The organism is Pollutimonas harenae (assembly GCF_004153685.1).
Classification (GTDB): domain Bacteria; phylum Pseudomonadota; class Gammaproteobacteria; order Burkholderiales; family Burkholderiaceae_B; genus Pusillimonas_C; species Pusillimonas_C harenae.
The window spans coordinates 1,003,190-1,025,280 of the sequence record NZ_SDQD01000002.1 but is presented as its reverse complement, the minus strand read 5'-3'; the positions used below and the strand labels follow the sequence as shown (position 1 = coordinate 1,025,280).

Annotated in this window: 23 protein-coding genes and 1 pseudogene; 6 read left to right on the top strand and 18 right to left on the bottom strand. The window is 59.6% G+C overall.

What is annotated here, in order from left to right; translation table 11 throughout:
* Window positions 1-51 precede the first annotated feature (51 nt).
* The 5 genes and pseudogenes from flgK to ERD84_RS11640 all read left to right on the top strand — a co-directional run bounded on the left by flgK (window position 52) and on the right by ERD84_RS11640 (window position 6,476).
* Complete coding sequence (gene flgK, locus ERD84_RS11660; protein ID WP_130039773.1) at window positions 52-1,710, top strand: flagellar hook-associated protein FlgK; 1,659 nt, start codon at window positions 52-54, stop codon at window positions 1,708-1,710.
* Between the two features lie 60 nt (window positions 1,711-1,770).
* The gene (gene flgL / locus ERD84_RS11655; RefSeq protein ID WP_130039772.1) at window positions 1,771-3,009 is read left to right on the top strand and encodes a flagellar hook-associated protein FlgL; all 1,239 of its coding nucleotides are present in this window, start codon (window positions 1,771-1,773) and stop codon (window positions 3,007-3,009) included.
* A 143-nt stretch (window positions 3,010-3,152) separates the two neighbouring features.
* A pseudogene (locus tag ERD84_RS11650) lies at window positions 3,153-4,310 on the top strand (methyl-accepting chemotaxis protein); the annotation flags it as partial.
* Window positions 4,310-4,684, top strand: coding sequence for a hypothetical protein (locus ERD84_RS11645; protein WP_130039770.1), 375 nt, complete (start codon window positions 4,310-4,312; stop codon window positions 4,682-4,684). The pseudogene ERD84_RS11650 and the gene ERD84_RS11645, both read left to right, overlap by 1 nt.
* A 67-nt stretch (window positions 4,685-4,751) precedes the next feature.
* On the top strand, window positions 4,752-6,476 hold the full coding sequence (locus tag ERD84_RS11640) for a methyl-accepting chemotaxis protein (protein WP_130039769.1): 1,725 nt from the start codon (window positions 4,752-4,754) through the stop codon (window positions 6,474-6,476).
* Here ERD84_RS11640 and fliR read toward each other — a convergent pair.
* The 13 genes from fliR to fliF form a co-directional block, all read right to left on the bottom strand.
* Window positions 6,473-7,261 carry a flagellar biosynthetic protein FliR gene (fliR, locus tag ERD84_RS11635; RefSeq protein ID WP_130039768.1) on the bottom strand — a complete coding sequence of 263 codons (789 nt, stop codon included), beginning with the start codon at window positions 7,259-7,261 and terminating at the stop codon, window positions 6,473-6,475. The genes ERD84_RS11640 and fliR overlap by 4 nt on opposite strands.
* A 25-nt stretch (window positions 7,262-7,286) precedes the next feature.
* Entirely contained in the window at window positions 7,287-7,556 is a 270-nt protein-coding gene (gene fliQ / locus ERD84_RS11630; protein ID WP_130039767.1) for a flagellar biosynthesis protein FliQ, read from the bottom strand.
* A gap of 9 nt (window positions 7,557-7,565) precedes the next feature.
* Entirely contained in the window at window positions 7,566-8,309 is a 744-nt protein-coding gene (gene fliP, locus ERD84_RS11625; RefSeq protein WP_130040047.1) for a flagellar type III secretion system pore protein FliP, read from the bottom strand.
* 32 nt (window positions 8,310-8,341) lie between these two features.
* Window positions 8,342-8,593: a FliO/MopB family protein gene (locus ERD84_RS11620; protein WP_371743172.1), complete on the bottom strand. Its 252-nt coding sequence runs from the start codon at window positions 8,591-8,593 to the stop codon at window positions 8,342-8,344.
* 104 nt (window positions 8,594-8,697) lie between these two features.
* Window positions 8,698-9,243: a flagellar motor switch protein FliN gene (fliN, locus tag ERD84_RS11615; protein ID WP_130039765.1), complete on the bottom strand. Its 546-nt coding sequence runs from the start codon at window positions 9,241-9,243 to the stop codon at window positions 8,698-8,700.
* A gap of 10 nt (window positions 9,244-9,253) precedes the next feature.
* On the bottom strand, window positions 9,254-10,246 hold the full coding sequence (gene fliM, locus ERD84_RS11610; protein ID WP_130039764.1) for a flagellar motor switch protein FliM: 993 nt from the start codon (window positions 10,244-10,246) through the stop codon (window positions 9,254-9,256).
* Entirely contained in the window at window positions 10,247-10,729 is a 483-nt protein-coding gene (locus ERD84_RS11605; RefSeq protein WP_130039763.1) for a flagellar basal body-associated FliL family protein, read from the bottom strand. It abuts the gene before it with no gap.
* 162 nt (window positions 10,730-10,891) lie between these two features.
* Window positions 10,892-12,199: a flagellar hook-length control protein FliK gene (locus tag ERD84_RS11600; RefSeq protein ID WP_130039762.1), complete on the bottom strand. Its 1,308-nt coding sequence runs from the start codon at window positions 12,197-12,199 to the stop codon at window positions 10,892-10,894.
* Between the two features lie 12 nt (window positions 12,200-12,211).
* On the bottom strand, window positions 12,212-12,661 hold the full coding sequence (gene fliJ / locus ERD84_RS11595) for a flagellar export protein FliJ (RefSeq protein WP_245150675.1): 450 nt from the start codon (window positions 12,659-12,661) through the stop codon (window positions 12,212-12,214).
* Entirely contained in the window at window positions 12,654-14,144 is a 1,491-nt protein-coding gene (gene fliI / locus ERD84_RS11590; RefSeq protein ID WP_130039761.1) for a flagellar protein export ATPase FliI, read from the bottom strand. Before fliI ends, fliJ begins: the two co-directional genes overlap by 8 nt.
* Window positions 14,141-14,890 carry a flagellar assembly protein FliH gene (gene fliH, locus ERD84_RS11585; RefSeq protein WP_167667400.1) on the bottom strand — a complete coding sequence of 250 codons (750 nt, stop codon included), beginning with the start codon at window positions 14,888-14,890 and terminating at the stop codon, window positions 14,141-14,143. The genes fliI and fliH overlap by 4 nt, the downstream gene beginning before the upstream one ends.
* Complete coding sequence (gene fliG, locus ERD84_RS11580; RefSeq protein ID WP_130039759.1) at window positions 14,883-15,884, bottom strand: flagellar motor switch protein FliG; 1,002 nt, start codon at window positions 15,882-15,884, stop codon at window positions 14,883-14,885. The genes fliH and fliG overlap by 8 nt, the downstream gene beginning before the upstream one ends.
* Window positions 15,871-17,556 carry a flagellar basal-body MS-ring/collar protein FliF gene (gene fliF, locus ERD84_RS11575; protein WP_130039758.1) on the bottom strand — a complete coding sequence of 562 codons (1,686 nt, stop codon included), beginning with the start codon at window positions 17,554-17,556 and terminating at the stop codon, window positions 15,871-15,873. Before fliF ends, fliG begins: the two co-directional genes overlap by 14 nt.
* Before the next feature lie 352 nt (window positions 17,557-17,908).
* On the opposite strand from fliF, the gene fliE reads away from it, so the two are divergent.
* Window positions 17,909-18,241, top strand: coding sequence for a flagellar hook-basal body complex protein FliE (gene fliE / locus ERD84_RS11570; RefSeq protein WP_130039757.1), 333 nt, complete (start codon window positions 17,909-17,911; stop codon window positions 18,239-18,241).
* Here the strand turns inward: fliE and ERD84_RS11565 are convergent.
* The 5 genes from ERD84_RS11565 to fliD form a co-directional block, all read right to left on the bottom strand.
* Window positions 18,238-18,534 carry an EscU/YscU/HrcU family type III secretion system export apparatus switch protein gene (locus ERD84_RS11565; protein WP_130039756.1) on the bottom strand — a complete coding sequence of 99 codons (297 nt, stop codon included), beginning with the start codon at window positions 18,532-18,534 and terminating at the stop codon, window positions 18,238-18,240. The two genes, fliE and ERD84_RS11565, sit on opposite strands and share 4 nt — an antisense overlap.
* On the bottom strand, window positions 18,531-19,664 hold the full coding sequence (fliK, locus tag ERD84_RS11560; protein ID WP_130039755.1) for a flagellar hook-length control protein FliK: 1,134 nt from the start codon (window positions 19,662-19,664) through the stop codon (window positions 18,531-18,533). Before fliK ends, ERD84_RS11565 begins: the two co-directional genes overlap by 4 nt.
* Complete coding sequence (locus tag ERD84_RS11555) at window positions 19,661-19,993, bottom strand: flagellar protein FliT (RefSeq protein ID WP_130039754.1); 333 nt, start codon at window positions 19,991-19,993, stop codon at window positions 19,661-19,663. Before ERD84_RS11555 ends, fliK begins: the two co-directional genes overlap by 4 nt.
* A gap of 150 nt (window positions 19,994-20,143) precedes the next feature.
* Window positions 20,144-20,578 (bottom strand): flagellar export chaperone FliS, encoded by a 435-nt coding sequence (fliS, locus tag ERD84_RS11550; protein WP_130039753.1) that lies wholly within the window; start codon window positions 20,576-20,578, stop codon window positions 20,144-20,146.
* Window positions 20,575-21,990 carry a flagellar filament capping protein FliD gene (fliD, locus tag ERD84_RS11545; protein ID WP_130039752.1) on the bottom strand — a complete coding sequence of 472 codons (1,416 nt, stop codon included), beginning with the start codon at window positions 21,988-21,990 and terminating at the stop codon, window positions 20,575-20,577. Before fliD ends, fliS begins: the two co-directional genes overlap by 4 nt.
* Window positions 21,991-22,091 lie beyond the last annotated feature (101 nt).

Sequence of the window (22,091 nt, the reverse complement as noted above, 5' to 3'; positions counted from 1 at the left end):
AGAGTTTAATTGCGGGCTGCCTGCGGGCGCCCGATGCCAAGCGGAACTTTCATGAATTTAGCCAATCTGGGCCTCTCGGGTTTGAACGCGGCGCAAAACCGCCTGCAAACGGCTGGCCACAACATCAATAATGCGGCCACCGAAGGCTATAACCGCCAGTCGGTCTTGTCGGCCACGGCAGGTGCCAGTGCCACCAGTGCGGGCTATATCGGGCGTGGCGTCCAGGCGGTAACGGTGCAGCGCGCCTACGATAGTTTTCTGTTTCGGCAATTGACCAGTGCCCAGACCACCGGCGCTTCGCTTGCGGCCTATGGCACCGAAATCACGCAGATCAACAATCTGTTTGCCGATCGCACCGTGGGCATCACTCCAGCCTTACAGAAATTTTTCGACGGCATCCAGGCAGTGGCTTCGGCGCCGGCCGACAGTGCAGCGCGCCAGGAGTTGCTGGGACGCGCTTCGAGCCTGGTCGGTCAGATCAATGACAGCAACGCCTTCCTGGATGACCAGCGTGGCAACATCAATACGCAGATTACGACAGTAGTCACGCAAATCAACAGCTACGCCGAGCGCATACGCGATCTGAACACCCAGATCACCACGGCGCGCGCCACGGCCAGTCAACACGAACCCAACGATTTGCTGGACCAGCGTGACCAACTGGTGGCCGAGCTGAGCCAACTGGTGGGGGTCAAAGTCATAGAGCAGGACGGCAATTTCAATCTTACCGTGGGCAATGGCCAGATTCTCCTTGGTGGCGACACGGTGTTTCCCTTGCATGCCCAGCCTTCGGCGGACGACCCCGCACGCACCGTAGTGGCCTATACAGCACCGGTCAATGGTGATGTGGTGGCGGTGGAGTTGCCAGACAGTAGTATCAAGGGCGGCACCTTGGGCGGACTGCTCGACTATCGTCGTGAGGCGCTCGACAGCGTGCAAAACAAGCTGGGTCGTTTGGCGGTGGGTCTGGCGACGGCCATCAACACCGTGCATAGAACAGGCGAAGACTTGCATGGTATTGGCGGTGGCGATTTCTTCACCCTGGGCCCAGTCACGTCCATGCCTGGCCCCGAGAACGGGGGTGGGGCAGTAATGTCTGCGCAGTTTACGGATGCCAATCAGCTCACTGGTCAAGACTATCGCATTGAGCGAACCGTCAACGGCTATACCGTAACCAGCCTGCCCAATGGCAAGGTGTCAACGTTTACGGACTCTGGCGATCCTGCCAACCCGACGGCCATTGAGGTTGATGGCATAAGTTTCAATGTAAGCGGCGCGCCGGATGAGGGTGATAGTTGGCTGGTGCAGCCCACTCGCTCGGCAGCGGCCAATCTGGCGCTGGCCATAGATGATCCGGCGGCTATCGCAATGGCGACGCCGGGCTCGGGTACTTCCAACGGTGACGTGGGCCTGGAGCTGGCAAAGCTGCAGACGAGCAAGGTGTTGGGCGATGGCTCCATGAGCCTGAACGAAGCCTTCTCGCAGATCGTCAACCACGTGGGTGTGATGACACAGAAAAATTCGACGTCAGCCAAGGCGCAAGCCACGCTGATCCAGCAAAACTACGCGGCGCAGCAAGCGGTGTCGGGGGTCAATCTCAATGAAGAGTATGTACGCCTGGATCAATATCAAGAGCAGTTTCGCGCCGCCTCCAGGCTGATCGACGTCAGCTCGTCTTTATTTGATACGTTGTTGGGGCTGCGCAATTAAGCCAGGCGGACCGGGCCGCAAAAATATCTGATCCAGTGATTAATTTTCAGGAAGTGCACCATGCGTATTAGTTCCACCTTGTTCTTTCAGACGGGACTGAACTCCATCAACGCCCAGCAGTCCGATCTGATGCATCTGTACCAGCAAATTGGCAGCGGTCAACGCATGGTGACACCGGCCGATGATCCCCTGGCTGCGGCCCAGGCCATCAATATCAGCCAGTCGCAATCGTTGAACAAGCGGTTTGCCGAGAATCGCAGTGTGTTGAACCAGAACCTGGGCATAGAAGAAAATACGCTCAACTCGGTAACCACCCTGTTGCAGGACGTCAAGACGCGCCTGATCGAGGCTGGCAATGGCACGATGTCGGATGCTGATCGTGCCACCTTGAGTAATGTGCTGTCCATTGCACGTACCAATCTGCTGTCTTTGGCCAATGCCACCGATGGCAGCGGGCAATACCTGTTTTCGGGCGCCAAAGGGAATGTAAAGCCGTTCCAGGAAGGTGTCTTGGGGGTTGTGTACGAGGGTGACCAGTTTCAGCGCAAGATTCAGGCCGACCAGACCAGGACCATAGCGGGTAGCGATGTAGGCACCGATGTGTTCAGCCGCGCGGCGCCTGGTACCACTGGCTACCTGAGCAGTGCGGCTGCTGGCAACACGGGTACGGCGGTGGTGGGCAGCCCGGCCATTACCGATCCGCGCGGCGAGCATATTGGCCATACATTTACCATAGCGTTCACATCGGCCACGGACTATACCGTCACCATCACCGATGCCAATGGCGCTAACGTCGGTAGTGGTACCGGCAGCGGCTACGTGGCGGGCAGCACCGACCACCTGACGCTGCCAGGCGGCGTGCAGGTGTCGATCTCTGGCACACCGCAAGAAGACGACGTTTTCGTGGTTGAACCCATCAGCACCGCCGATGACCTGAATGTCTTCAAGACCCTGGACGGCATCATTGCGGCGCTGGCAGACCCTACGCTAGGCGATACGGTCAATGCGGCGAAATTCCAGAACGCGCTGGGCAGCGCAATACAGCGCATGGACGTCACCTACAACAACGTGCTGACGGTACGCGCTTCAGTGGGTGCCCGCATGAATGAGATTGATGCATTGGACGCCAATGGTGCTCAGCGTGCGCTGAGCTACAGCAATCAATTGTCCAAAATGGAAGACGTCGATTATTACAGCGCAACGGCACAGCTGCAGTTGCGCACAGCCGCCCTGGAAGCCGCGTCGCTTGCCTTTCGCAAGATACAGGCTACCGGTCTATTCAATATGGGGTCCAACTAATGAAGCCAGGCCAAACACAAATTAAAACCAGCCTTTTTGCTATTGTTGCGCTGCAGTCCTTGCTGACTCTGATAGCTGTTGCGGCGGCCTGGTACGCGCCGCAGCTGGCAGAATCCGCCTATATGTTTGCGCAACCCATATATGTGTATATTGGCCTGGTGGTTTTGTCGCTGGTACTTGCGACAGCTGCCTACCTGACCTTGTCGCGCAAGGTGTTGCGACCACTCAAACATGTGGGCAGCTACTTCGAAGACATAGCCTCGGGCGATCTGACACAACGCATCGAGATTTCGTCCCATAACGAAATTGGCATGTTGTACGTAGCACTCAAGCGCCTGCAAGATAGCCTGGGGCGTGCAATTGGTACGGTGCGTCGCGGCATGGAAGAAATGAACGTGGGATCGCAGCAGATTGTTGCCGGTAACACCGATTTAAGCAGCCGGACCGAGCAACAGGCTGCCGCCCTGCAGCAAACAGCAGCCAGCATGGAAGAGTTGGCCAGCACCGTCAAGCAAAACGCCGACAATGCCCAGCAAGCCAATCAACTGGCGGCGACGGCATCCGAAGTTGCCCAGCGCGGCGGCCAGGCGGTCGGCGAAGTCGTGTCGACCATGCAGGGAATTTCAGCCAGCTCGCGCAAGATCTCCGATATCGTGGGCGTGATTGACAGCATCGCTTTCCAGACCAATATCCTGGCGCTCAATGCGGCTGTCGAAGCCGCTCGCGCCGGCGAGCAGGGCAAGGGTTTTGCTGTCGTGGCCTCCGAAGTGCGCGCGCTGGCGCAGCGTAGTGCCCAGGCGGCCAAGGAAATCAAAGGCTTGATCGAAGATTCGGTCAAGAAAGTCAGCGAAGGCTCTGCACAAGTCGAGCGTGCCGGCGCCACCATGGAAGAGATCGTGGCCTCGGTGGCGCGTGTAACCGACATTATGGGTGAGATATCTGCCGCGACCACTGAGCAGTCATCGGGCATTGACCAGATCAATCACGCGGTCAACCAGATGGATCTGGTGACTCAGCAAAACGCGGCGCTGGTGGAGCAGGCAGCAACTTCGGCCAGCAGCTTGCGCGTACAACTGAGCAGCGTATCGGAAGCGGTATCCGTGTTCCGGATTGCCGGCGTCGAAGTGATCGATGTGCCCGCCAAGCAGCTTGCCGCTGCACCCGTACCCGCTGCCGCAGCTCAAAACAAGCCTGCCGCGGCAGTGGCGCGGTCCACCACGCCCAAGCCGTCTTATGTCATGAAACCGCTGGGCAAGTCCAAGACCGAACCTGTCAGTGACGACGACTGGGTGGAGTTCTGATGCTGGCGCGCGACAGCTTGCAGCGTTGGCTGAAGCGTGCCGTATCCGGTGGCGTGCTGCTGCTGGCGGCTGCGTGCAGTACCACAGGCAGCAATTTCGATACGTCGGCCATGTCTATGCTGGTGCCGGGCGTGACCACCCTCGATGAAGCCAGCGTTCTGATGCATGCGGAGCCTGTCAACGTTTACCGGCAGCTGAGTGGTGCAGCCACAGCCCGCTGGGCGCACAAGGCGACGCTGGCGACCGATGCGGTGTATTTCAATCGTGAGCTCTGGTTGGCTTTCGATGCCAACGGCCGCTACTCGCATATTGTCAAAAGCGTGAATATTCCCAGGGCGCATGAGTTCAATAACTACCGGCCCATAGTGCAGTAGCTTCTTTCATTTCTGTTTTTGCGGTTGCTCTGTTTCTACGGCCCTCATTTTTCTTTCAGGTTTCATTATGTCTACTTCGCAATCATCGCCCTCGAATCAAAAGAAGGGCAAGGCACGCGTCAAACGTAGCCGTTTGCGCATCGCCGACGCCAAAATCAGTTTCATCCTGATGCTGGTGCTGGCGACTTTCATGGTGCTTATTGCCGCCGTAGGGGGCATGGGTGCCTGGTTCTTGTCGCAGAATCTCAAGCAGTCCGAGGTAATAGACACGCAGAACAAGGTCTCGCGTATTGTCTATGGTTTTGGCCAGGACATGATGAGTCTGCGTGTGTCCTTACTGGTGGCTGCTCGCTATCAGCAAGATCAGCAAGAAGCGGCTGGTCAGCAAAGTGAAAAGCTGCAGAACGAAGCCGAGGCCATGCTGATTGCTGCCAAGACCAAGCTGGATGATGTCAAGGCTGCTTTTGTTGAATTCCGTAAAGCCTTGCCCGAGTCGAACGAAGGTCGGCGCCTGGCGACCCGCATCATCAGCTCTTATCGTCCGTACGTGGATGATGGAATCGACCCCATGGTACAGGCTCTGGAAAGCAACGATTTCATTACCTTCTACTACGTCAACAATGAATTCGGCATGCCTCGCAGCGTGGCGTTCGAAGAATCGGTGGAGGCATTTTCCAATTACATCGCTCAGGAGCAGGCCCTGTACTACCAAGAAGCACAAGCCAGTTTCCGCAATGCCGTGATTGCCATTGCCATCGCCGTATTGCTGGGTCTGGTCCTGATGATCATCATGCGTGTGGTGTTTGGCCGTACCGTGGTCAAGCCGCTGCGAGAAGCTGGCCGTCACTTCGACCGCATTGCCAACGGTGATCTGACGCAGCGCGTCGAGGTCAGGTCGCATAACGAAATCGGGGTGCTGTACGAGGCCTTGCGCCGGATGCAGGAAAGCCTGACGCGCACGGTCAGCACGGTGCGCGAAGGGGTGGAAGAGATCACGCTGGGCTCGCGCGAGATCTTCATGGGCAATACCGACCTGAGCAGCCGCACCGAGCATCAGGCGGCCTCGCTGCAAGAGACGGCGGCCAGCATGGAGCAGCTGGCATCCACGGTACGCATGAACACGGACAACGCCTTGCAGGCCGATGCCTTGGCCAAGGGTGCCTCGGACGTGGCCGAGCGTGGTGGCCAGGCGGTCTCGATGGTGGTGAATACCATGGGTGAAATTTCGGCCAGTTCGCACAAGATGGCCGAGATCGTAGGGGTGATCGACGGTATAGCATTTCAGACGAATATTCTGGCGCTCAATGCCGCGGTCGAGGCAGCGCGCGCCGGCGAGCAGGGCAAGGGCTTTGCCGTGGTGGCGGGCGAGGTGCGTTCGCTGGCGCAGCGCAGTGCGCAGGCGGCCAAAGAGATCAAGGGCTTGATTGAAGAGTCGCAGCACAAGGTCGAGGCGGGCGCGCAGCAGGCGGGCCAAGCGGGCGAGGTGATGCGCGAGGTGGTCGGCTCGGTGCAGGGTGTGACGACCATCATGGGCGAGATTGCATCGGCCTCGCATGAGCAGTCCGACGGCATCGAGCAGGTCAATCAGGCGGTTACACAGATGGATGGGGTGGTGCAGCAGAATGCGGCACTGGTCGAGGAGGCCGCTGCAGCGGCCGGTTCATTGCAAGAGCAGGCCTCGCGCCTGGCCCAGGCGGTAGCCGTTTTCAAGCTCAATACCAGCGAGGTCATCGAGATGCCGGGCAAGCCGCTGGAGGTCTCCAAGGCTGGTTTCGTTCCCCAGCCTGCTTAAGATCCGGCCAGCGCCTGAGCCAGGCGCGCCATGGTGCTGTAGCCTTCCTGGAAGAAATTCGACAGAAAGGGCCCCGTCTGGGGCAGCACCACGGCCAGCAAAACCAGGCCTGTCATCAGGCTGATGGGAAAGCCCACGGCAAAGACCGATAGCTGTTGTGCGGTGCGGTTCAGTATGCCCAGGGCCAGGTTGATGGTGAGCAGCACAATAATCAGCGGCAAGGCCAGCATCATGCCGGACACCATTACTTCGGAACTCCATTCAAACAGCACGCCCCAACCATTGGGATCCAGCGCGCCCACGCGGACAGGCAAGACATCAAAGCTGCGCATGATGCCAGCCAGCATCATCAGGTGGCCATTAAGTGCCAGGAACAACAGCATCGCCACGATATTCATGATGCGCGCCAGCACAGCGGTATTCGCGCCTGTGGCAGGATCGAAAAATGAAGCGAAGGACAAGCCCATTTGCAGGCCGATGAATTCGCCCGCCGTCTGGACGGCGGCGAAGACAATGCGCATGACCAAGCCCAGTGCCATGCCTATCAATACCTGTTGCACCCCTATCCATAGTCCCGCAAACGAAGCTGGAGGGATGTCGGGCATGGGGTCCAGCGCTGGTGCAATGGCGACGGCCACCAGGGCGGCGAAACCGACCTTGGCCTTTATAGGTATGGATGATTCGCCCAGCAGGGGTGCGGTGCCGATCAACGCCAGGATGCGAAAGAACGGCCACAGAAAGGCGTTCATCCACCCGTAGAGCAGGTCGATATCCACTGAAATCATGATGGCTGTTCCGACGCCCGGGTGTTCAGGAAACCAGGCCGGGAATTTGTGAGAACAGCGTCCGCATGTAATCGACCATGGTAGTGATCAGCCAGGGGCCGAGCAGCACCAGGGCGGCACCGACGGCCAGCAGCTTGGGGATGAAGGACAGCGTCATCTCGTTGATCTGGGTGGCCGCCTGGAAAATACTGATCAGCAGCCCCACCACCAGGGTGACCAGCAGCAGCGGTCCGGCCATGATCAGGGCCACCTTCATGGCCAGATAGGTCATGGACATTACGGTTTCGGAAGTCATGTGCTCCTCCTACTGGTAAAAGCTGCGGGCCAAAGACCCCAGCAGCAAGTGCCAGCCATCGGCCAGTACGAACAACATCAGCTTGAAGGGGAGTGAAATCGTGACAGGTGGAACCATCATCATGCCCAGCGCCATCAATACGCTGGCCACGACCAGGTCGATGATGAGGAAAGGAATGAAGATGGTGAAGCCAATCTGAAAGGCGGTCTTCAGTTCGCTGGCTACGAAAGCGGGCACCAGCACGCGCAATGGCACTTCGTCGGCGGATTGCAGCTCGGCCACGTTGGCCATGTTGGCAAACATGGTCAGGTCCGTCTCGCGCGTCTGGTGCAGCATGAAGCTGTGCAACGGCTTGATGCCGCGTTCCAGCGCTTCTTCGAATGCGATGACGCCGTTACTCAGCGGCTGGTAGGCGTCGGTATAGATCTGGTCGAAGACCGGCGACATGGCAAAGAATGTCAGGAACAGCGCCAGGCCGATCAGTATCGAGTTGGGCGGCGAGGCGCCCGTGCCCATGGCATTGCGCAACAGGCCCAGCACAATAATGATGCGGGTAAAGCCGGTCATCATCATCAGCATGGCCGGCAGGAAAGACATCATGGTCAGCAAGACCAGAGTCTGTATGCTGAGCGACCATGTCTGGCTGCCATCCGGGTTGAGCGCCGAGGTCAGGGCGGGCAGCGCAGTCTGTGCATAGCCCGTGGAGGGTATGAGCAGCGCCGCCAGCACGGCCAGGGCTGTGAGCAGGCGCATGCCTGCCTTGATGACGGTAGGCCGGTACACTTTTATCGACCTTTCAGTACTTTGCCCAGCGCCGCGGCGAAACCTGGTCCGGCGTTTTCCTGCCTGCCTGCGACACCAGGCAAGCCCGAGGCGATTGGCGGGGAAGGGGGCAGAGTATGCAGGAGCGTGATCTGATGCCCGCTAATGCCCAGCACCAGGCGGGCATCTTCCACTTCGACCATGGCCACATAGTTGCGGGCGCCCAGGCTTTGCGAGCCGATGACGCGCAAGCCCGAGGCATTGCCGGTGCGCAGCCAGCCTGCCCGGCGTGTGATCCAGGCACAGGCCAGGATGAGCGCCACAATAAAGAGCAGGCTGACGATCAGGCGCAGGACGGCGGCTTCAGTCATGGTGCAGTCTAGCGACGCCCGTTGAGCCGACTGATGCGATCGGAGGGCGTGATGATGTCGGTGACACGGATGCCGTATTTTTCTTCGACGACAACGACTTCGCCCTGGGCGATGAGGTAGCCATTGACGAAGATGTCCATGGGTTCACCGGCCAGCCCATCCAGCTCCACCACCGAGCCCTGGCCCAGCTGCAGAATGTTCTTGATGGTCAATCGTGTGCGCCCCAGTTCCACCGACAGTTGCACGGGGATATCCATGATCATGTCGATGTCGCTGTTGCTCTCGATGTCGCTGTCGGTCAGGGGCTGAAACACATGCTGTGCGCTGCTGACCGCCGCAGCGGCTGTGGCCGCCGGCTGTTGTGCCGCGGTTTGCTCCGCCAGCGCGCTGGCCCAGTCGTCCGTGTCGCCGGACAGGCCATCGGCCTGCGTGGTCTGGCGCGGCTGCCCGGCCTGCTCGGCCAGCGCTGCGTCCCAGTCTATGTCGCTGCCTGCTGCGGCGCCGGTGTCCGGCGTCTCGTTGTTTTGGGAATCGTTGGGCTTGGAGTCAGTCATGACAGTGTGCTCAGGTAATGTCGGTTTCAGAGGACGCCAGCACTTTCTTGACACGTAGTGCGTAGCGGCCGTTGAATGTTCCGTAGGTGCATTCCATAACGGGTACGCCGCCCACGTGGGCCTTGATGCTGGGAGCGATCTCCAGCGGCAGGATGTCATTGACCTCCAGTCGCATGAGTTCGCCTATGGAAGATTCAATACTTGCGAACTCGGCCACCAGCTCGACGTCGGCGCTGCGCACCTGGCGCGTCAATTGATGGGTCCAGCGCTGATCAATGGCGCCAGCACCGGCTTCCTGCAAGGGCCGGGTCAGCAGATCGCGCACCGGCTCTATCATGGAATAGGGCAGGCAGATGTTCAGGTTGCCGCCCGAAGCACCCAGTTCGATATTGAAGGAGGTGACCACCACGATTTCGTTGCCGCTGGTAATGCTGGCGAATTTGGTGTGCATTTCCGAACGTATGTATTCGAATTGCACCGGATAGACTTGTTCCCAGGCACCGCCATAGCTTTCCAGGGTCAGATTGAGCAGGCGGCGAATAATGCGTTGTTCGGTGGTGGTGAAATCGCGGCCTTCCACACGTGTGCTGTAGCGGCCATGCCCCCCAAACAGGCTGTCGATCACCAGGAACACCAGATTCGGATCGAAGGTGAACAAGGCGGCCCCACGCAAAGGCTTCATGGTGACCATGTTCAGATTGCTGGGCACGGGCAGGTTGCGTTCGAAATCCGAGTACTTCTGGATGCGGATGGAGCCTACGGTAATGTCCGCATTACGGCGCATGAAAGAAAGCAGTACCGAACGCAGGCGCCTGGCAAAACGCTCATTGATCAGCTCCAGCGTTTGCATCCTGTGGCGTACCACCCGGTCGGGCGAGCTCAGATCATAGGGGCGGACTCCGGGCGGATCGTCGGCAGTGCTGGTCTTCTCGTCGCTTTCACCGGTAACACCGGCCAGCAACGCATCGACTTCATCTTGCGAAAGCAGGCTTTGATATGCCATTTACTGGATCACGAAAGCGGTAAACAGGACGCTGTTGACAGAGGGCCCTATCGGCTGCGGAACGTAAGGCTGTTCGATGGCTTCGTCCAGCAACGCCACCAGTTCGCTGCGGCCCTTGGGTGTTTGAATATGGTCCGCATTCTGTTCGGCCAATGTGCGCAGGATGCGGTCGCGCACCTCGGGCATGAACTCGGCAACCAGGCGTCGCGACGTTTCGTTGTCAAGACGCAGGGTGATGGCGACATACAGAATACGCGTGCTGCGATCGGTGCGCAGCGTTACCGTAAAGGGCTCCAGCGATGAGAAAATAGGCTTGGGCAACTCCAGCGGCTTGGGTTCGGACAGCGTTACGTCCAGCAGGGATGAAACCTGGCTGGCTTTGGAGGAAAAAAATAGGGTGACGCCCACGCTTACCGCAACAATCAGGGCGGTAGTCAGCATGGATTTGAGCGTTCTGGCAAATTTGCCCGGATTGGAGGCCATAGCTGCTTGGTTGGAGTAGCGGTTGGAGATTAACTCAGGTACGTCATTGTGCCGCAGGCAAGGCTGGCGGATCACGTCGAATAAGCCGCCAAAAGTTTGCTAGCTCTGGGATTTGATCAACTGCCGCTCTTAAAGCGGCAAGCAAGATAGCCGTGAGTCCGATCAGGCGAAGGTGTCGACCAGTGCGTTGCTGGCTATGCTACGCACCACGGTGGCTGCCGGAATGCTATCGCCCACCAGCGCAAGGCCACCATTCGTACCCGAACCACCGTGGCTGCGGGACGCTGACGACTGGTAGGCGGCCTGATCTGGCTGGCCATGATCACTGACGCTGGTCTGGCCCAGCGATATACCGGCTTGGGCGAGTTGTTGTTGAAGTTGGGGCAGGGCGTTCTCGACCGTCTGACGAACTGCGGCATGGGGCGATACAAACACCGCATGGGCCGTGTTGTCGCTGATGTTGATCGAGATACGCAGCGGGCCCAGTTCGGGCGGATCCAGGCGCAGCTCGGCCGTGTGTGGCATGTTGCTCACGCCTTGAGTCATGGAAACAAACTGGCGGCTGAAATCGGCGCCCCAGTTGGGGTGGCTCAGCGGCGTGGCCACGGCGAGCGAACCACCGGGGATACCCACGGGTGAGGCGCCAGCCAGGGTGGCGGTAGCTGCCATGCCCGATACCAGGCCGGCAACGGTATGGGCGTGGCTAGTGGCAGACGGCAAGCTGGATAGCTCCAGCGCTGATGCCAATACTGCTGTGTCTTGGGCAGGTGCGGCCTGCGTTTTGCTGGCCAGGAATTCGGCCAGGACGGCTGCGTCGGGATTGACTTCGCCAGCCTGCATGCGAGTCTGCATGGCCAGTACGGCTTGCTTGGCGCCGGCAATACTGCTGGCTTGCCTGGCGTTCAGTGGGCTGGTCGACGCCGCCTGCCGGCTGTGGTTAGTCTGATGGATGCTTACTGCTGCCTCAGGCTGCGTGCTGGCTACTGCTAGCGACTTCGCTGTGTTGCCGTCGATGGATCTTGAAAGCAGGGCAGCCAAGGGACTAAGCCCTTTGGTGGCAGCCGTCTTGCCTGCGATGTTGGTGGCCGCTCCATCCTGGATCACAGTGAGGCTGGCTGTGTCGACCGGAAGCTTGCGGCCGCCGCTTGCAGTTTGCTGGACAGCAGCCACTTCAGCCGCAATGTGTAAAGCGATTTGAGGCAAGGCCAGGGCTTGTTCGCTGGCAAGCTGGGCCTGTGCTTCGTCGGCTGCTTGTTCAGCTGCTTGCTCGCCGGCTTTGTCAGCCTTGCCGCCGATTTTCTTGCCGGCAGCCTGTACGGCAGCCTTTTCTGCTTCGACGCTATGCTGGCGGGCCAGCACGTTCGAGAAGCCGGTGGTTTTGGGGTCAGTCTCGCTGCGTGCGGTGCCCGTGGCGCTGCCTGACGAGGCGGGTACGGAAGGCAGGACTGCGGCGATTGCGGGCATATTCATGACAGACTCCGATCAATGTGATGGACGTGCGCGGCGATACAGATTCGCCGATATCTCGTCGCTGGCGAGTTGCTCGGCGCGATGTTCTCGCGTGAGTTGTTGCCGCCGGTCTCGTGACTGCAAGGCTTCAAAGGAGCTGACACGGCGCTTTTCCGCATGCCAGTGCTGCCGGCCTTGTTCGATTTTGGCGTCGATTTGTGCGACAACCCTATTTTGCTGTGTGATCGCCTCATCCAAAGTGGCGATAAACTGCCTGAAATTGTGGTAATTCGATGCCGAAAGTCCGGTCTGCGCTGCCTTGCTCAACCTCTCGGCATAATCCTGCCGGTATACCAGCAGCATGGACAATTGCTGGTCGGCACCGGCCTTTTCGCTGGCCAGTGTCTGCAGTTGCTTGCCTGCCTGGTTGGCGCCATTACGCGCCAGGTCGATCAACATGGGTAATGACGAGTGTTTAGCCATGGTTCAGAACCGAAGTGTGAGGTGGTGCCTGGATGCCTGCATTCTGACCCAGCAGGGCGGTCAGGTCCTCGACCGCGGCCGGGTAGTCGATGCGGTTGGCCATGCCTTGCTGCAAGTAGGCTTCCAGCCAGGGATGTTTTTCTATGGCTTCATCGATTTGTGGATCGTTGCCAGGGGTATAGGCGCCCACCGCAATCAGATCGTGGTTGCGCTGGTAGCGCGACAGCATTTTTTTGAATTGATGCACCAGCTTGAATTGCCCGGGGGGAATAATGGCCGACATGACGCGCGATATCGAAGCTTCGATATCGATGGCTGGATAATGGCCTGATTCCGCCAGACTGCGCGACAGCACGACGTGCCCGTCCAGAATGGCACGGGCGGAGTCTGCAATGGGATCTTGCTGGTCGTCGCCCTCCGTCAGCACGGTATAGAAGGCGGTAATCGAGCCGGCCGGCTGTCCGGCCACCGGGGCGCCATTACCCGCACGTTCGACCAGAGCGGGCAGCTTGGCAAACACGGAAGGTGGGTAGCCTTTGGTGGCTGGCGGCTCGCCTATGGCCAGCGCAATTTCGCGTTGCGCCATGGCGTAGCGAGTGAGCGAATCCATGATCAGCAGCACATGCCTGCCCTGGTCCCTAAAGTGTTCGGCCAGTCGAGTGGCGTAGACGGCGCCTTGCAGACGCAACAAGGGCGATACATCTGCTGGCGCCGCCACGACTACCGAACGCTGCAGGCCTTCGGAGCCCAGGTTGTGCTCTATGAATTCCTTGACTTCACGGCCACGCTCGCCGATCAGGCCAACGACGATGACGTCGGCCTGGGTGTAGCGCGCCATCATGCCCAGCAACACGCTCTTGCCGACGCCTGAACCGGCAAAAAGTCCCATGCGTTGGCCGCGACCCACTGTCAGCAAGCCATTGATGGCACGTACGCCGACGTCCAATACCGTGTCTATCGGTGCGCGCGTCAGCGGGTTGATGGTTTGCGCAAACAGCGGCGCGGGCCGCACATTATCCAACGGGCCCAGGTTGTCCAGCGGCCGGCCAGCGCCATCCAGTACGCGGCCCAGCAGGCCGTCGCCCACAGGCAAGTGCCGCGACAGCACGGTGGGTACGGTGTCTTCACCGCTGACATGGCGAGGCAGCGGCACTCTTTTTTGTATGGAGGGTTCGACCGGCACCACGCGCGCGCCTGGGGGCAATCCCGAAATATCGCTTTGTGGCATCAGATACAAGGTATGTCCATGAAAGCCCACGACCTCGGCATCAGCCCAATGCTTGCGGGCTGGTGAGATTTCTATCTTGCAGGCCGCACCTACGGCCAAGCGCAAGCCGGTAGCTTCCAGCACCAGCCCGGTCGCTCGCGTGATCCGGCCGCTGATATGCCAGGATTCGGTGGCCTCGACGCGACGCTGACCAGCGTCCAGTTGCGCGCGCCAGCGTGCAGTCGGGGAGTCCAGTAAATCCGTGGCAGCCGTCATGCGAGCCGCTCCAGCTTGTCCCCATGACCCAGTGCAGAAACCACCCGCTGCCAGCGCGTTTGCAGCGTGGCGTCGATATTGCCCAGGGCGGTATCAACCATGCATCCGCCACGACTGATGGTGGTATCCGCCACCAACCGCCAATGGCGGGCGCCAGGATCACCGTCCAGGCATTGCTGGACGAGTTCGGCATCGGCGGGGTTGACGCGCAGCTTCAGCATAGCGTCCTTGCCAGCCTCGATTTGAAGCACGTCGTGCACCACGTCCTGGATTTTCTCCGGGTGGCTGTCCAGCGTGCTGCGCAGTACTTGCTCGGCGATCCGGATGGACAATGCGATCAGAGCCTGACCCATATCGGCTTCCATGCGCTCAAGTGAAGCGGTGGCCGACGTAGCTACGGCATTCAACGCCTCGGCTTCCTGGGCGGCTTTATCGTGGCCTGCTGCAAGACCGGCCGCGAAACCGGCTTCATAGCCTTGTTGCTGGCCTTGTTCATGACCCTCGGCCTTGCCCGCTTCCAGGCCTTGCGCATGCCCGGCGGCATAGCCTTCTTCGTGACCGCGTTTTTGTGCGCTTTCGCGCAGTTGCTGTATTTTTCTGAGCAGGGCAGCGTTATCGACTTTCGGCGCCGCCGGCGTGGCGGTTGGCTCGCTTGCGTCGTCCGCTTCCGGGTCTTTGAAAGCCGCCATCTCCCAGCGCTTCCACGACTCCTCTATGCCGGATGAAAAAGCAGGCTTGTCAGACATACTCGTCATTTCCAGGTCGACCCAAGGTGATCTGACCCGCCTCGGCCAGTTTCCGGGCGATCAGCAATATGTTTTTCTGCTCCTCTTCGACCTTGGATATGCGTATCGGGCCTTGCGCCTCCAGATCATCACGCAGCATTTCTGCCGCGCGGTTGGACATATTCTTGAAGAATTTGGCGCGTAGTTCCTCGGGTGCACCCTTGAGCGCAATGGTGAGCGAGGCGGTGTCGATTTCCTTGAGTATCATCTGGATGGCGGCGTCTTCCACGTCGGCCAGGTTGTCGAAGACAAACATCTCGTCAACGATACGCTGTGCCAGATCTGAATCCAGGTCCCGCAGGTTTGCAACCACGGCGTCTTCTTCGGCTGAGCTCATCAGGTTCAGAATTTCGGCGGCCGTGCGCACACCACCCATCTTGCTGCGCTTGGCGCCCTGGCCGGACAGCATGTCGTTGAGCACGTCGGTCAACTCCACCAAGGCGGCGGGTTGCACGCCGCCAAAGGTGGCTATGCGCAGCATGACGTCATTGCGCAGGCGTTCGTTCAATAAGGCCAATACGGCGGAGGCGCGGTCGCGCTCCAGATGCACCAGAATGGTGGCAATGATTTGAGGGTGCTCCTGGCTGATCAGCTCGGCCACGCTGTTCGGGTCGAGCCAGTTCAGTGCGTCGATGCCATTGCCGCTGTCGCCCGCTTCCAGAATGTCTTCGATCAGACCGGCAGCGCGGTCGGTACCCAGTGCCTTGGTCAGCACCGACCGGATGTAGTCGTCAGAGCCAAGCGTGACCGCCATGAACTGGTCGGCCTCTTGCCGGAAATCCTCCAGCACCTGATCGACGTCGGAGCGGGTGATCTGTTTCAGATTGGCCATGGCGCCGCCTATCTGCTGCACCTCGCGCGACGACAGGTATTTGAAAACTTCGCCTGCGGCGTCCTCACCCAGCGACATCACCAGAATGGCGCAGCGATCCAATTGTGACTCAGCGGTTGCCATCTTTATTTTCCATCCAGGAGCGCAGCACCATGGCGACTGCGCGGGGGTCTTTTTCGGCCATCGCGCGAGCGGTAGCCAGATTGTCTTCGTAGCGTGTCATTTCAGACGCGCGGCGCTCGGCAGCGGCGACCGCTTCACGGTGCTTGTCCTCTTCGTCGACCAGGGCCTGGCGCTGCTCCTTGTCGGCCTCTTTGCTGGCCAGGAGAGGTTTGACGATCAGGCGCCAGATCAACAACAGGGCAACGCCTATCAGTACATATTGCAGCAGCTGCATCGCGTATTCCAGGTATATGGGGTTCTGCCATACCGGCGGCGCTGTAGGCGTATCGTCGCTGAATCGGCTGTTGACGACGCTTAGGGTGTCGCCGCGCGAAGCGCTGTAACCCATGGCTTGCCTGACCAGCTCGTTCAGCTTGGCCAGCTCGTCTTCCGGCAGGGGTGTAGCCTTGCCGTCGACATCGCGGTAATTCACGACCACCGCTACGGACAGCCGGCGTAGCGAACCCACGGGATCTTTCACGTGGCTGATGGTACGGTCGACCTCGTAGTTAATGGTAGCGTCGCTGCGGCTGTTGCCGGTGCCTTGCTGCAGGTTGTTGGCGCCAGCGAGCACATTGTCAGCAGGGTTGGCGGCAGCATCGGGAGTGGCGGGTTCTTGATCGGCAGCGTTCTGATTGGCCTCTGCTGCGGGCGGTGTCACGATGGGGGCCACCGCGTTCAAGGGGGGTTGATTGGTCAGTGCGCCGGGTATGCCTTCTGGCGGCAGGACATTATGCTGTATGGATGAACTGGTCTGCTCGCTGCGTACCGCCGCTTCACCGGGTTTCTGGTTGGGCCGATAGACTTCCGAAGTTTGTTCACGCTGTGCGAAATCAACGTCGGCGCTGACCTGGGCGCGCACGTTGCCGGGTCCTACCAGCGGTGTGAGCAAGGTAAGAATGCGCTGTACCGTGCGTTGTTCGATGTCGTTGATCAGGTTGCGGCGGGTACCATCGGCACCGGCTTCGCCACTCAGGTTGGTCAGCAGTCTTCCGTTCTGGTCCACCACCGATACTTTGTCGGCGCTCAGGTGCGGCACGCTGGACGAAACCAGCCAGGTAATCGCCGCGACCTGGGCGTCGCTCAAGCTGCGACCCGGATACAGGGTCAGCAAGACCGAGGCCGTGGGCGGCTGGCGGTCACGCACGAACAGCGATTCACGCGGAATGGCCAGGTGCACCCTTGCACTTTGTACAGCATGCATGGACTGTATGGAGCTGACCAGCTCACCTTCCAGGGCGCGCTGGTAATTGATCTGCTCGGTGAACTGACTGGCGCCAAAGCGGGTCTGGTCCAACAGTTCGAAACCGGTTTCGCCTCCGCGCGGCAAGCCTTGCTGCGCCAGTAGTAGCCTGACCTCATGCACTTTGTCGCGTGGCACGAGTATGGCATTGCCGGTGTTGGATAGCTGATAAGGGATGTTTTGCTGCGTCAGCGCCGCCACGATAGCGCCGCCGTCGCGATCTTCCAGATTGGAGAACAGCACGCCATAGTCGGGTGTGCGTGCCCACATCAGCAGCACGACGACGAGGGTCACAACGGCAGCCGCCGCGCCAAGCAGGGCCGGTTTGGGTAAAGCGCCCACTTTGGCCAGAATGGGATATCGGGTCAGCAACTGCGCAGCAGCGGTCATCGACGGCCTCGGGTATGGATGGTTGAGTCAGTCGTTGGGGACGTCAGGCCGTGGAAGAACAAGGTGTACATGCGACAGGACAAAGGTGGAAGAGCATGAATTATGGCCCGGATGGCTGGGCCGGCAAGCGTCGAAAAACACCGCTTTTGGGCGTCATTTAGCTTTTATGGACGGCCACCTCTTGGGCAGGCCATGGGACTATAGCCTTGGCATGCCGTGCAGCGATCAATGGAAAAGGCGGGGTATTTGGCGCTAGATGCGGCGCTTGTCCGGCGCGTATTTTGGGTACAGTAGGCAAACCTTGAATAAGCCCGAAAAGTTTCGGGTCACAGTTTTTTTCGCACCAATTGATATGGCCATACAGAACTTGTCTGCAATCGAAAACATGCTGGCGCAGATGCGCGCCGTTGCCCAGGCGGCGTCTTCGTCGCCCGGCGCTGGCCACCGCGTTGAGCCCGATAAAGGTGGTTTCGCCGTGGAACTGGCCCGATCGCTCGAGCGCGTATCTACCCTGCAGAATGACTCGGCGGCCCAGGCCCGGAGCTTCCAGGCAGGCGTGTCGGATGTATCGCTGAACGATGTCATGATAGACATGCAAAAGGCCAACATTGCCTTTCAGGCGACCGTGCAGGTGCGCAATCGCCTGGTGGCGGCGTATCAGGAAATCGCCAGCATGCCGGTTTAAGTCGCTTCCGGCTTATTATTCCCTTCAAGCGCGTACAACCAGGCCAACAGCTCGGCAATCGCCAGGTAAAGCTCTGGCGGGATGTGCGCATCCAGGTCTACCTGCATCAGCAAACCGACCAGTTCGGGCGATTCATGCACGTGCAGGCCATGATCTTTGGCTGTCCGGATGATGTTCTCTGCCACTGTGCCGTATCCTTTGGCCACCACGCGCGGCGCGGCATCGCTGGTGTCGTAGCTGATGGCAACGGCACTGGCACGGCCATCGTCTGACTGATTGTTTCCCTGGCTCATGATGTTCCGGCGTTTGATTGGGGCGCTGCGTCTTGCTGGTGAGCGTCTTGCGATACGATGGATAACTGGCTTAGCTGCAGGCCTTGCGCGACATAGCGGCTGCGCAAGGCCTCGGCGTGCGTATCCAGCAACTCAGCCGATTGCGGCGATACCAGATGCATGACCAGCTGCTTGCCCGCCAGATTGAGGCGAGCCTGAACCTGGCCCAGTCCCGGTAGATTCAAAGTAAGGCGCGTGGCCCAGTGATCGGCGGCCTCGGCGGCGTCCTGGTCTTGCGATGGGCGGCGGCTGATCTCCCACTCCATATCGGCACCCGGCCAGGCTTCTCCTTGCCAGACGAAGGATTGATTGGCGAGGACCTCCAGTTGCTGGCGCACCAGCGCGTGTACTTGCGGGTCCAGGCCGGGAATATGAACGGGTTGTGCGCTCTGTGTGCTTGCCGGGCGGCCTATCTGCGCCTGAGGTTCCTGCATCAATTGTGCCGGGCTAAGCTTGCCGAAGGCCAGGCCGGCCAGATGAGCTTCATAGAACAGACCGCTGCCTTGCACCGCTTGCGCTAGGGCGGTGGCCAGCTGCGGGACGATTGGCGTGGCGGCTTGGGGCGCTGCACTGCGGCTTGCTGCCGTGGCGGCAGCGTTGGCGGAGGGAGCGGTAGCCCTTGATGCGGCGGCGCTGCCGGCGTTTGCAGCGCTGGCTCCTGCTTGTGCGTTTGACTGCAGCAAGGGCTGGCGGCCTTGCACCGACGCGTGTAGATCGGGATAGCCAGCCAGCAAGGCTAATATGGTCTTGGCGGTATGTCCCAGTGTGGTTGGCGCCGACGGTGTGCTGGCTGTGTTGGGGATGTCGCGGGCCAGCAGCAGAGTGGCGCTACGCGCCTCTTGCCGGGCTTTGTCAACCATGTTGCGGGCATTTTGCTCGGTCTGAGCCGTGGCGCGGTCAACCACATCGCGTGGATGACGCAGGGTCTCGTTGCGAGTGCCTTCGGCGCGTTCCGGGCTGGCGGCCTGGGCTACTGCGTCGGGCCGGGCGCCGCTAACCAGATTGGCTTGTTGGGACAAGGTGGTCCCCAGGACGGCATCAAGGCGCTGTACCAGCAATGTGCCCAGCGGCGAGGGCCCGCCGACGCTCATTGCTTGAGCGACGGAGCGCAGTAAGCCTGTAACACCGTATGCTGGCGCCGAATGTCACCCAACAGCTTGCCCAGCCGGCTAAGCTCGGGCGAAGCCAGCCGCCGGATATTGGCATCGTCGTCAAGAATGCGGACCAGCAAGTCGCGCTGCGCAAGCTGCTCGTCTTTGCTTAGCGGGTTCATGTCGCGCAAGGCTTCGACGGCTGCCTGGTATTGTGAACCCAGTGCCAGGACTTCGTCCCAGGTGCCGGCGCGTGCTTGTTCCAGCATACGGCTGGTGAGCGCTGCGATGGATTCGTATTGTCGCAGAGTGGCTGACGATGGGCTCATGATGAAGTCACTTGACGGTGCGACGGATGGAAAAATATCGTAAATCAAAAAATATCTCTAACGTCAAGTCATTATATGAAATTAAAAGTAAACAAGCCATGAAATTTTTGAGGCCAATTGCGCTGCGTCAAGCCTTGCTGCATTAGCTATTTAGCCTACCGCGGCTTCCAGGGGCGGCGGGTCAACCGCCTCGCGCCAGGCCGTGGCAATGTCCACCAGCAGGCGTTCGGCCAGATCCAGCTTGCTCATGTCAGTGTTCAAGTTGGCCAGCAGCAGATTGCGTATGATCAGCTCGTAGGTGGCCACCAGATTCCGGGCCAGTTCGCCGCCCGACTCCAGGTCGACGCTGGCTTTCAGGCCCGAGTCAACGATATCGATGGCTTTCGATATGGCCATGCCACGACCCTCGATGTTGTCGTTCTGCATATGCAGGCGTGCCTTCATGATGGCGGCGCGGGCGCCGTCGAAGAGCAGGGTGATCAGGCGCTGGGGGCTGGCGCTAAGCACTTCGGTTTCGAGGCCGACATTCGCATAAGCCTGTATGGAGTGCTGGCGCCGAGCGCCGCGTAAAGGTGCGTAGCTCATTTTTCTTTACTCATATTGCCCAGCATCGAAAGCTGCTGAGTCAGATAGCTGCTGATGGAATTCATTTGCGCCATCATGGAGTCCAGTTGCGAAAACTGCTTGCGGTAGGTCTCCATTTTTGCGTCGATGCGATCAGACATGGCTTCGTACTGCTCTTCCAGGTTTTTCAATGTGCTGGTCATGCTGTCGGTGGCCGAACTGATGGTGCCACCGCTTTTGATGAAATCGTCGGTCACCCGGCCCAGGCTGGCGCTCAGGCCGTTTTCACCGGCAAACAATTTTTCAACATCAGGCATATTGTCTTTCAGCGCCGCGGCCAGCTTGTCGTTGTCAACCTTGAGGTTGCCGGTGGTGGGGTCGGTGCTGATGCCCATTTGCGACAGGCTGCGCAGCGTGTCGCCAGCGCCCACTACATTCAGCGCATCGCGTATCTGATTCTGTACCTTGCGTGCCAGGCTATCGCCCGTCAGGGCGCTGCTGCTCTGGTTGTCTACGTTGTAGGACGTCAGCGTTTTGATGATGCCCTGCAGATTGTTGTAGGCGGTCACGAAGGTGTTGACAGCCTTCGAGGTGACCGAATCGTCGCGCGTGACGGACAGCGTCTGTGGTTTGTCGGCTTCGGTTTCCTTCAGCAGCGTCAAGGTTACGCCCTCGATGGCGTCCTCGATGGTGTTGGACTGGCTTTCGATGGCGATGCCATTGATGGTAATAGCCGCGTTCCTGGCAGCCGTTTCGGTAAAGTTGCCCGTACCGGCTCCCTTGTCGAAGCCTATCAGGCTTTGCAACTGGCTGACATCGGTTGTGGGGTCGTCGCCAGAAGCACTGACGCTGATGCTGGCGATGGCGGCGTCTTCACCCGTATCCTTGGTCGTCAGCAACAGATAATGCTGCGGTGTGTCCTTGCCGTCGTTGACTAGTGTGGCACTAACGCCCAGGCCAGACTTTTCATTGATGGCCTTGACGATGCCTTCCATGCTGGTGTCGGCCGCGTCCAGCGTGAGCGTGGTTGCCGTGCCGTCATTCAGCGTAACAGTAATGTCGACCTTGCCGGTGGCCAGCTGCGTATCGCGCGCTGCCTGAGGCGCACTGGTCAGGCTTTGGGCGCTGGCCAGCGTGGTGACTTCTATATTGTAGTTGCCCGCAATGGCCTTGGTAGATGCCGCAGCTGTATACGACTCGCCCCCCACGCTGGTTTTCAGCGCACCAAAAGTATCGGTCTTGCCCAAGGCGTCCGATGCGGCTTTAAGCGCTTCGATAGAGCTCTTGATAGTGCCGTAGCCCGACAAGCGGCTTTGCACCGATGTGGCTCGCGACTCGATCAGGGCCAGCGAGTGGTTCTCTGCCGTACGCAGCTGCTCAAGCAATTCGTCAAGAGGTAGCCCCGAACCAACGCCGATAGATGATATAGCCATGTAAAACTCCCTGATATGGGGTTATTGTCCTGCAAAATCCGCGAAGTCAAACTGGACTGCAGCGGTGATTAGTATTGGTAGTTCAGCGTTTACGCCGCGCT

Coding starts and splice junctions, on each gene's coding strand:
- ERD84_RS11640 (WP_130039769.1), top strand. CDS start 4,752: ATGTCTACTTCGCAATCATCGCCCTCGAATCAAAAGAAGGGCAAGGCA.
- ERD84_RS11600 (WP_130039762.1), bottom strand. CDS start 12,199: ATGAATATGCCCGCAATCGCCGCAGTCCTGCCTTCCGTACCCGCCTCG.
- fliQ (WP_130039767.1), bottom strand. CDS start 7,556: ATGACTTCCGAAACCGTAATGTCCATGACCTATCTGGCCATGAAGGTG.
- fliK (WP_130039755.1), bottom strand. CDS start 19,664: ATGAGCGTCGGCGGGCCCTCGCCGCTGGGCACATTGCTGGTACAGCGC.
- ERD84_RS11605 (WP_130039763.1), bottom strand. CDS start 10,729: ATGGCCTCCAATCCGGGCAAATTTGCCAGAACGCTCAAATCCATGCTG.
- ERD84_RS11645 (WP_130039770.1), top strand. CDS start 4,310: ATGCTGGCGCGCGACAGCTTGCAGCGTTGGCTGAAGCGTGCCGTATCC.
- fliI (WP_130039761.1), bottom strand. CDS start 14,144: ATGACGGCTGCCACGGATTTACTGGACTCCCCGACTGCACGCTGGCGC.
- flgL (WP_130039772.1), top strand. CDS start 1,771: ATGCGTATTAGTTCCACCTTGTTCTTTCAGACGGGACTGAACTCCATC.
- fliH (WP_167667400.1), bottom strand. CDS start 14,890: ATGTCTGACAAGCCTGCTTTTTCATCCGGCATAGAGGAGTCGTGGAAG.
- fliE (WP_130039757.1), top strand. CDS start 17,909: ATGGCCATACAGAACTTGTCTGCAATCGAAAACATGCTGGCGCAGATG.
- fliM (WP_130039764.1), bottom strand. CDS start 10,246: ATGGCATATCAAAGCCTGCTTTCGCAAGATGAAGTCGATGCGTTGCTG.
- fliN (WP_130039765.1), bottom strand. CDS start 9,243: ATGACTGACTCCAAGCCCAACGATTCCCAAAACAACGAGACGCCGGAC.
- fliJ (WP_245150675.1), bottom strand. CDS start 12,661: ATGGCTAAACACTCGTCATTACCCATGTTGATCGACCTGGCGCGTAAT.
- fliS (WP_130039753.1), bottom strand. CDS start 20,578: ATGAGCTACGCACCTTTACGCGGCGCTCGGCGCCAGCACTCCATACAG.
- fliD (WP_130039752.1), bottom strand. CDS start 21,990: ATGGCTATATCATCTATCGGCGTTGGTTCGGGGCTACCTCTTGACGAA.
- fliG (WP_130039759.1), bottom strand. CDS start 15,884: ATGGCAACCGCTGAGTCACAATTGGATCGCTGCGCCATTCTGGTGATG.
- flgK (WP_130039773.1), top strand. CDS start 52: ATGAATTTAGCCAATCTGGGCCTCTCGGGTTTGAACGCGGCGCAAAAC.
- ERD84_RS11555 (WP_130039754.1), bottom strand. CDS start 19,993: ATGAGCCCATCGTCAGCCACTCTGCGACAATACGAATCCATCGCAGCG.
- fliR (WP_130039768.1), bottom strand. CDS start 7,261: ATGATTTCAGTGGATATCGACCTGCTCTACGGGTGGATGAACGCCTTT.
- fliF (WP_130039758.1), bottom strand. CDS start 17,556: ATGACCGCTGCTGCGCAGTTGCTGACCCGATATCCCATTCTGGCCAAA.
- ERD84_RS11565 (WP_130039756.1), bottom strand. CDS start 18,534: ATGAGCCAGGGAAACAATCAGTCAGACGATGGCCGTGCCAGTGCCGTT.
- fliP (WP_130040047.1), bottom strand. CDS start 8,309: ATGCGCCTGCTCACAGCCCTGGCCGTGCTGGCGGCGCTGCTCATACCC.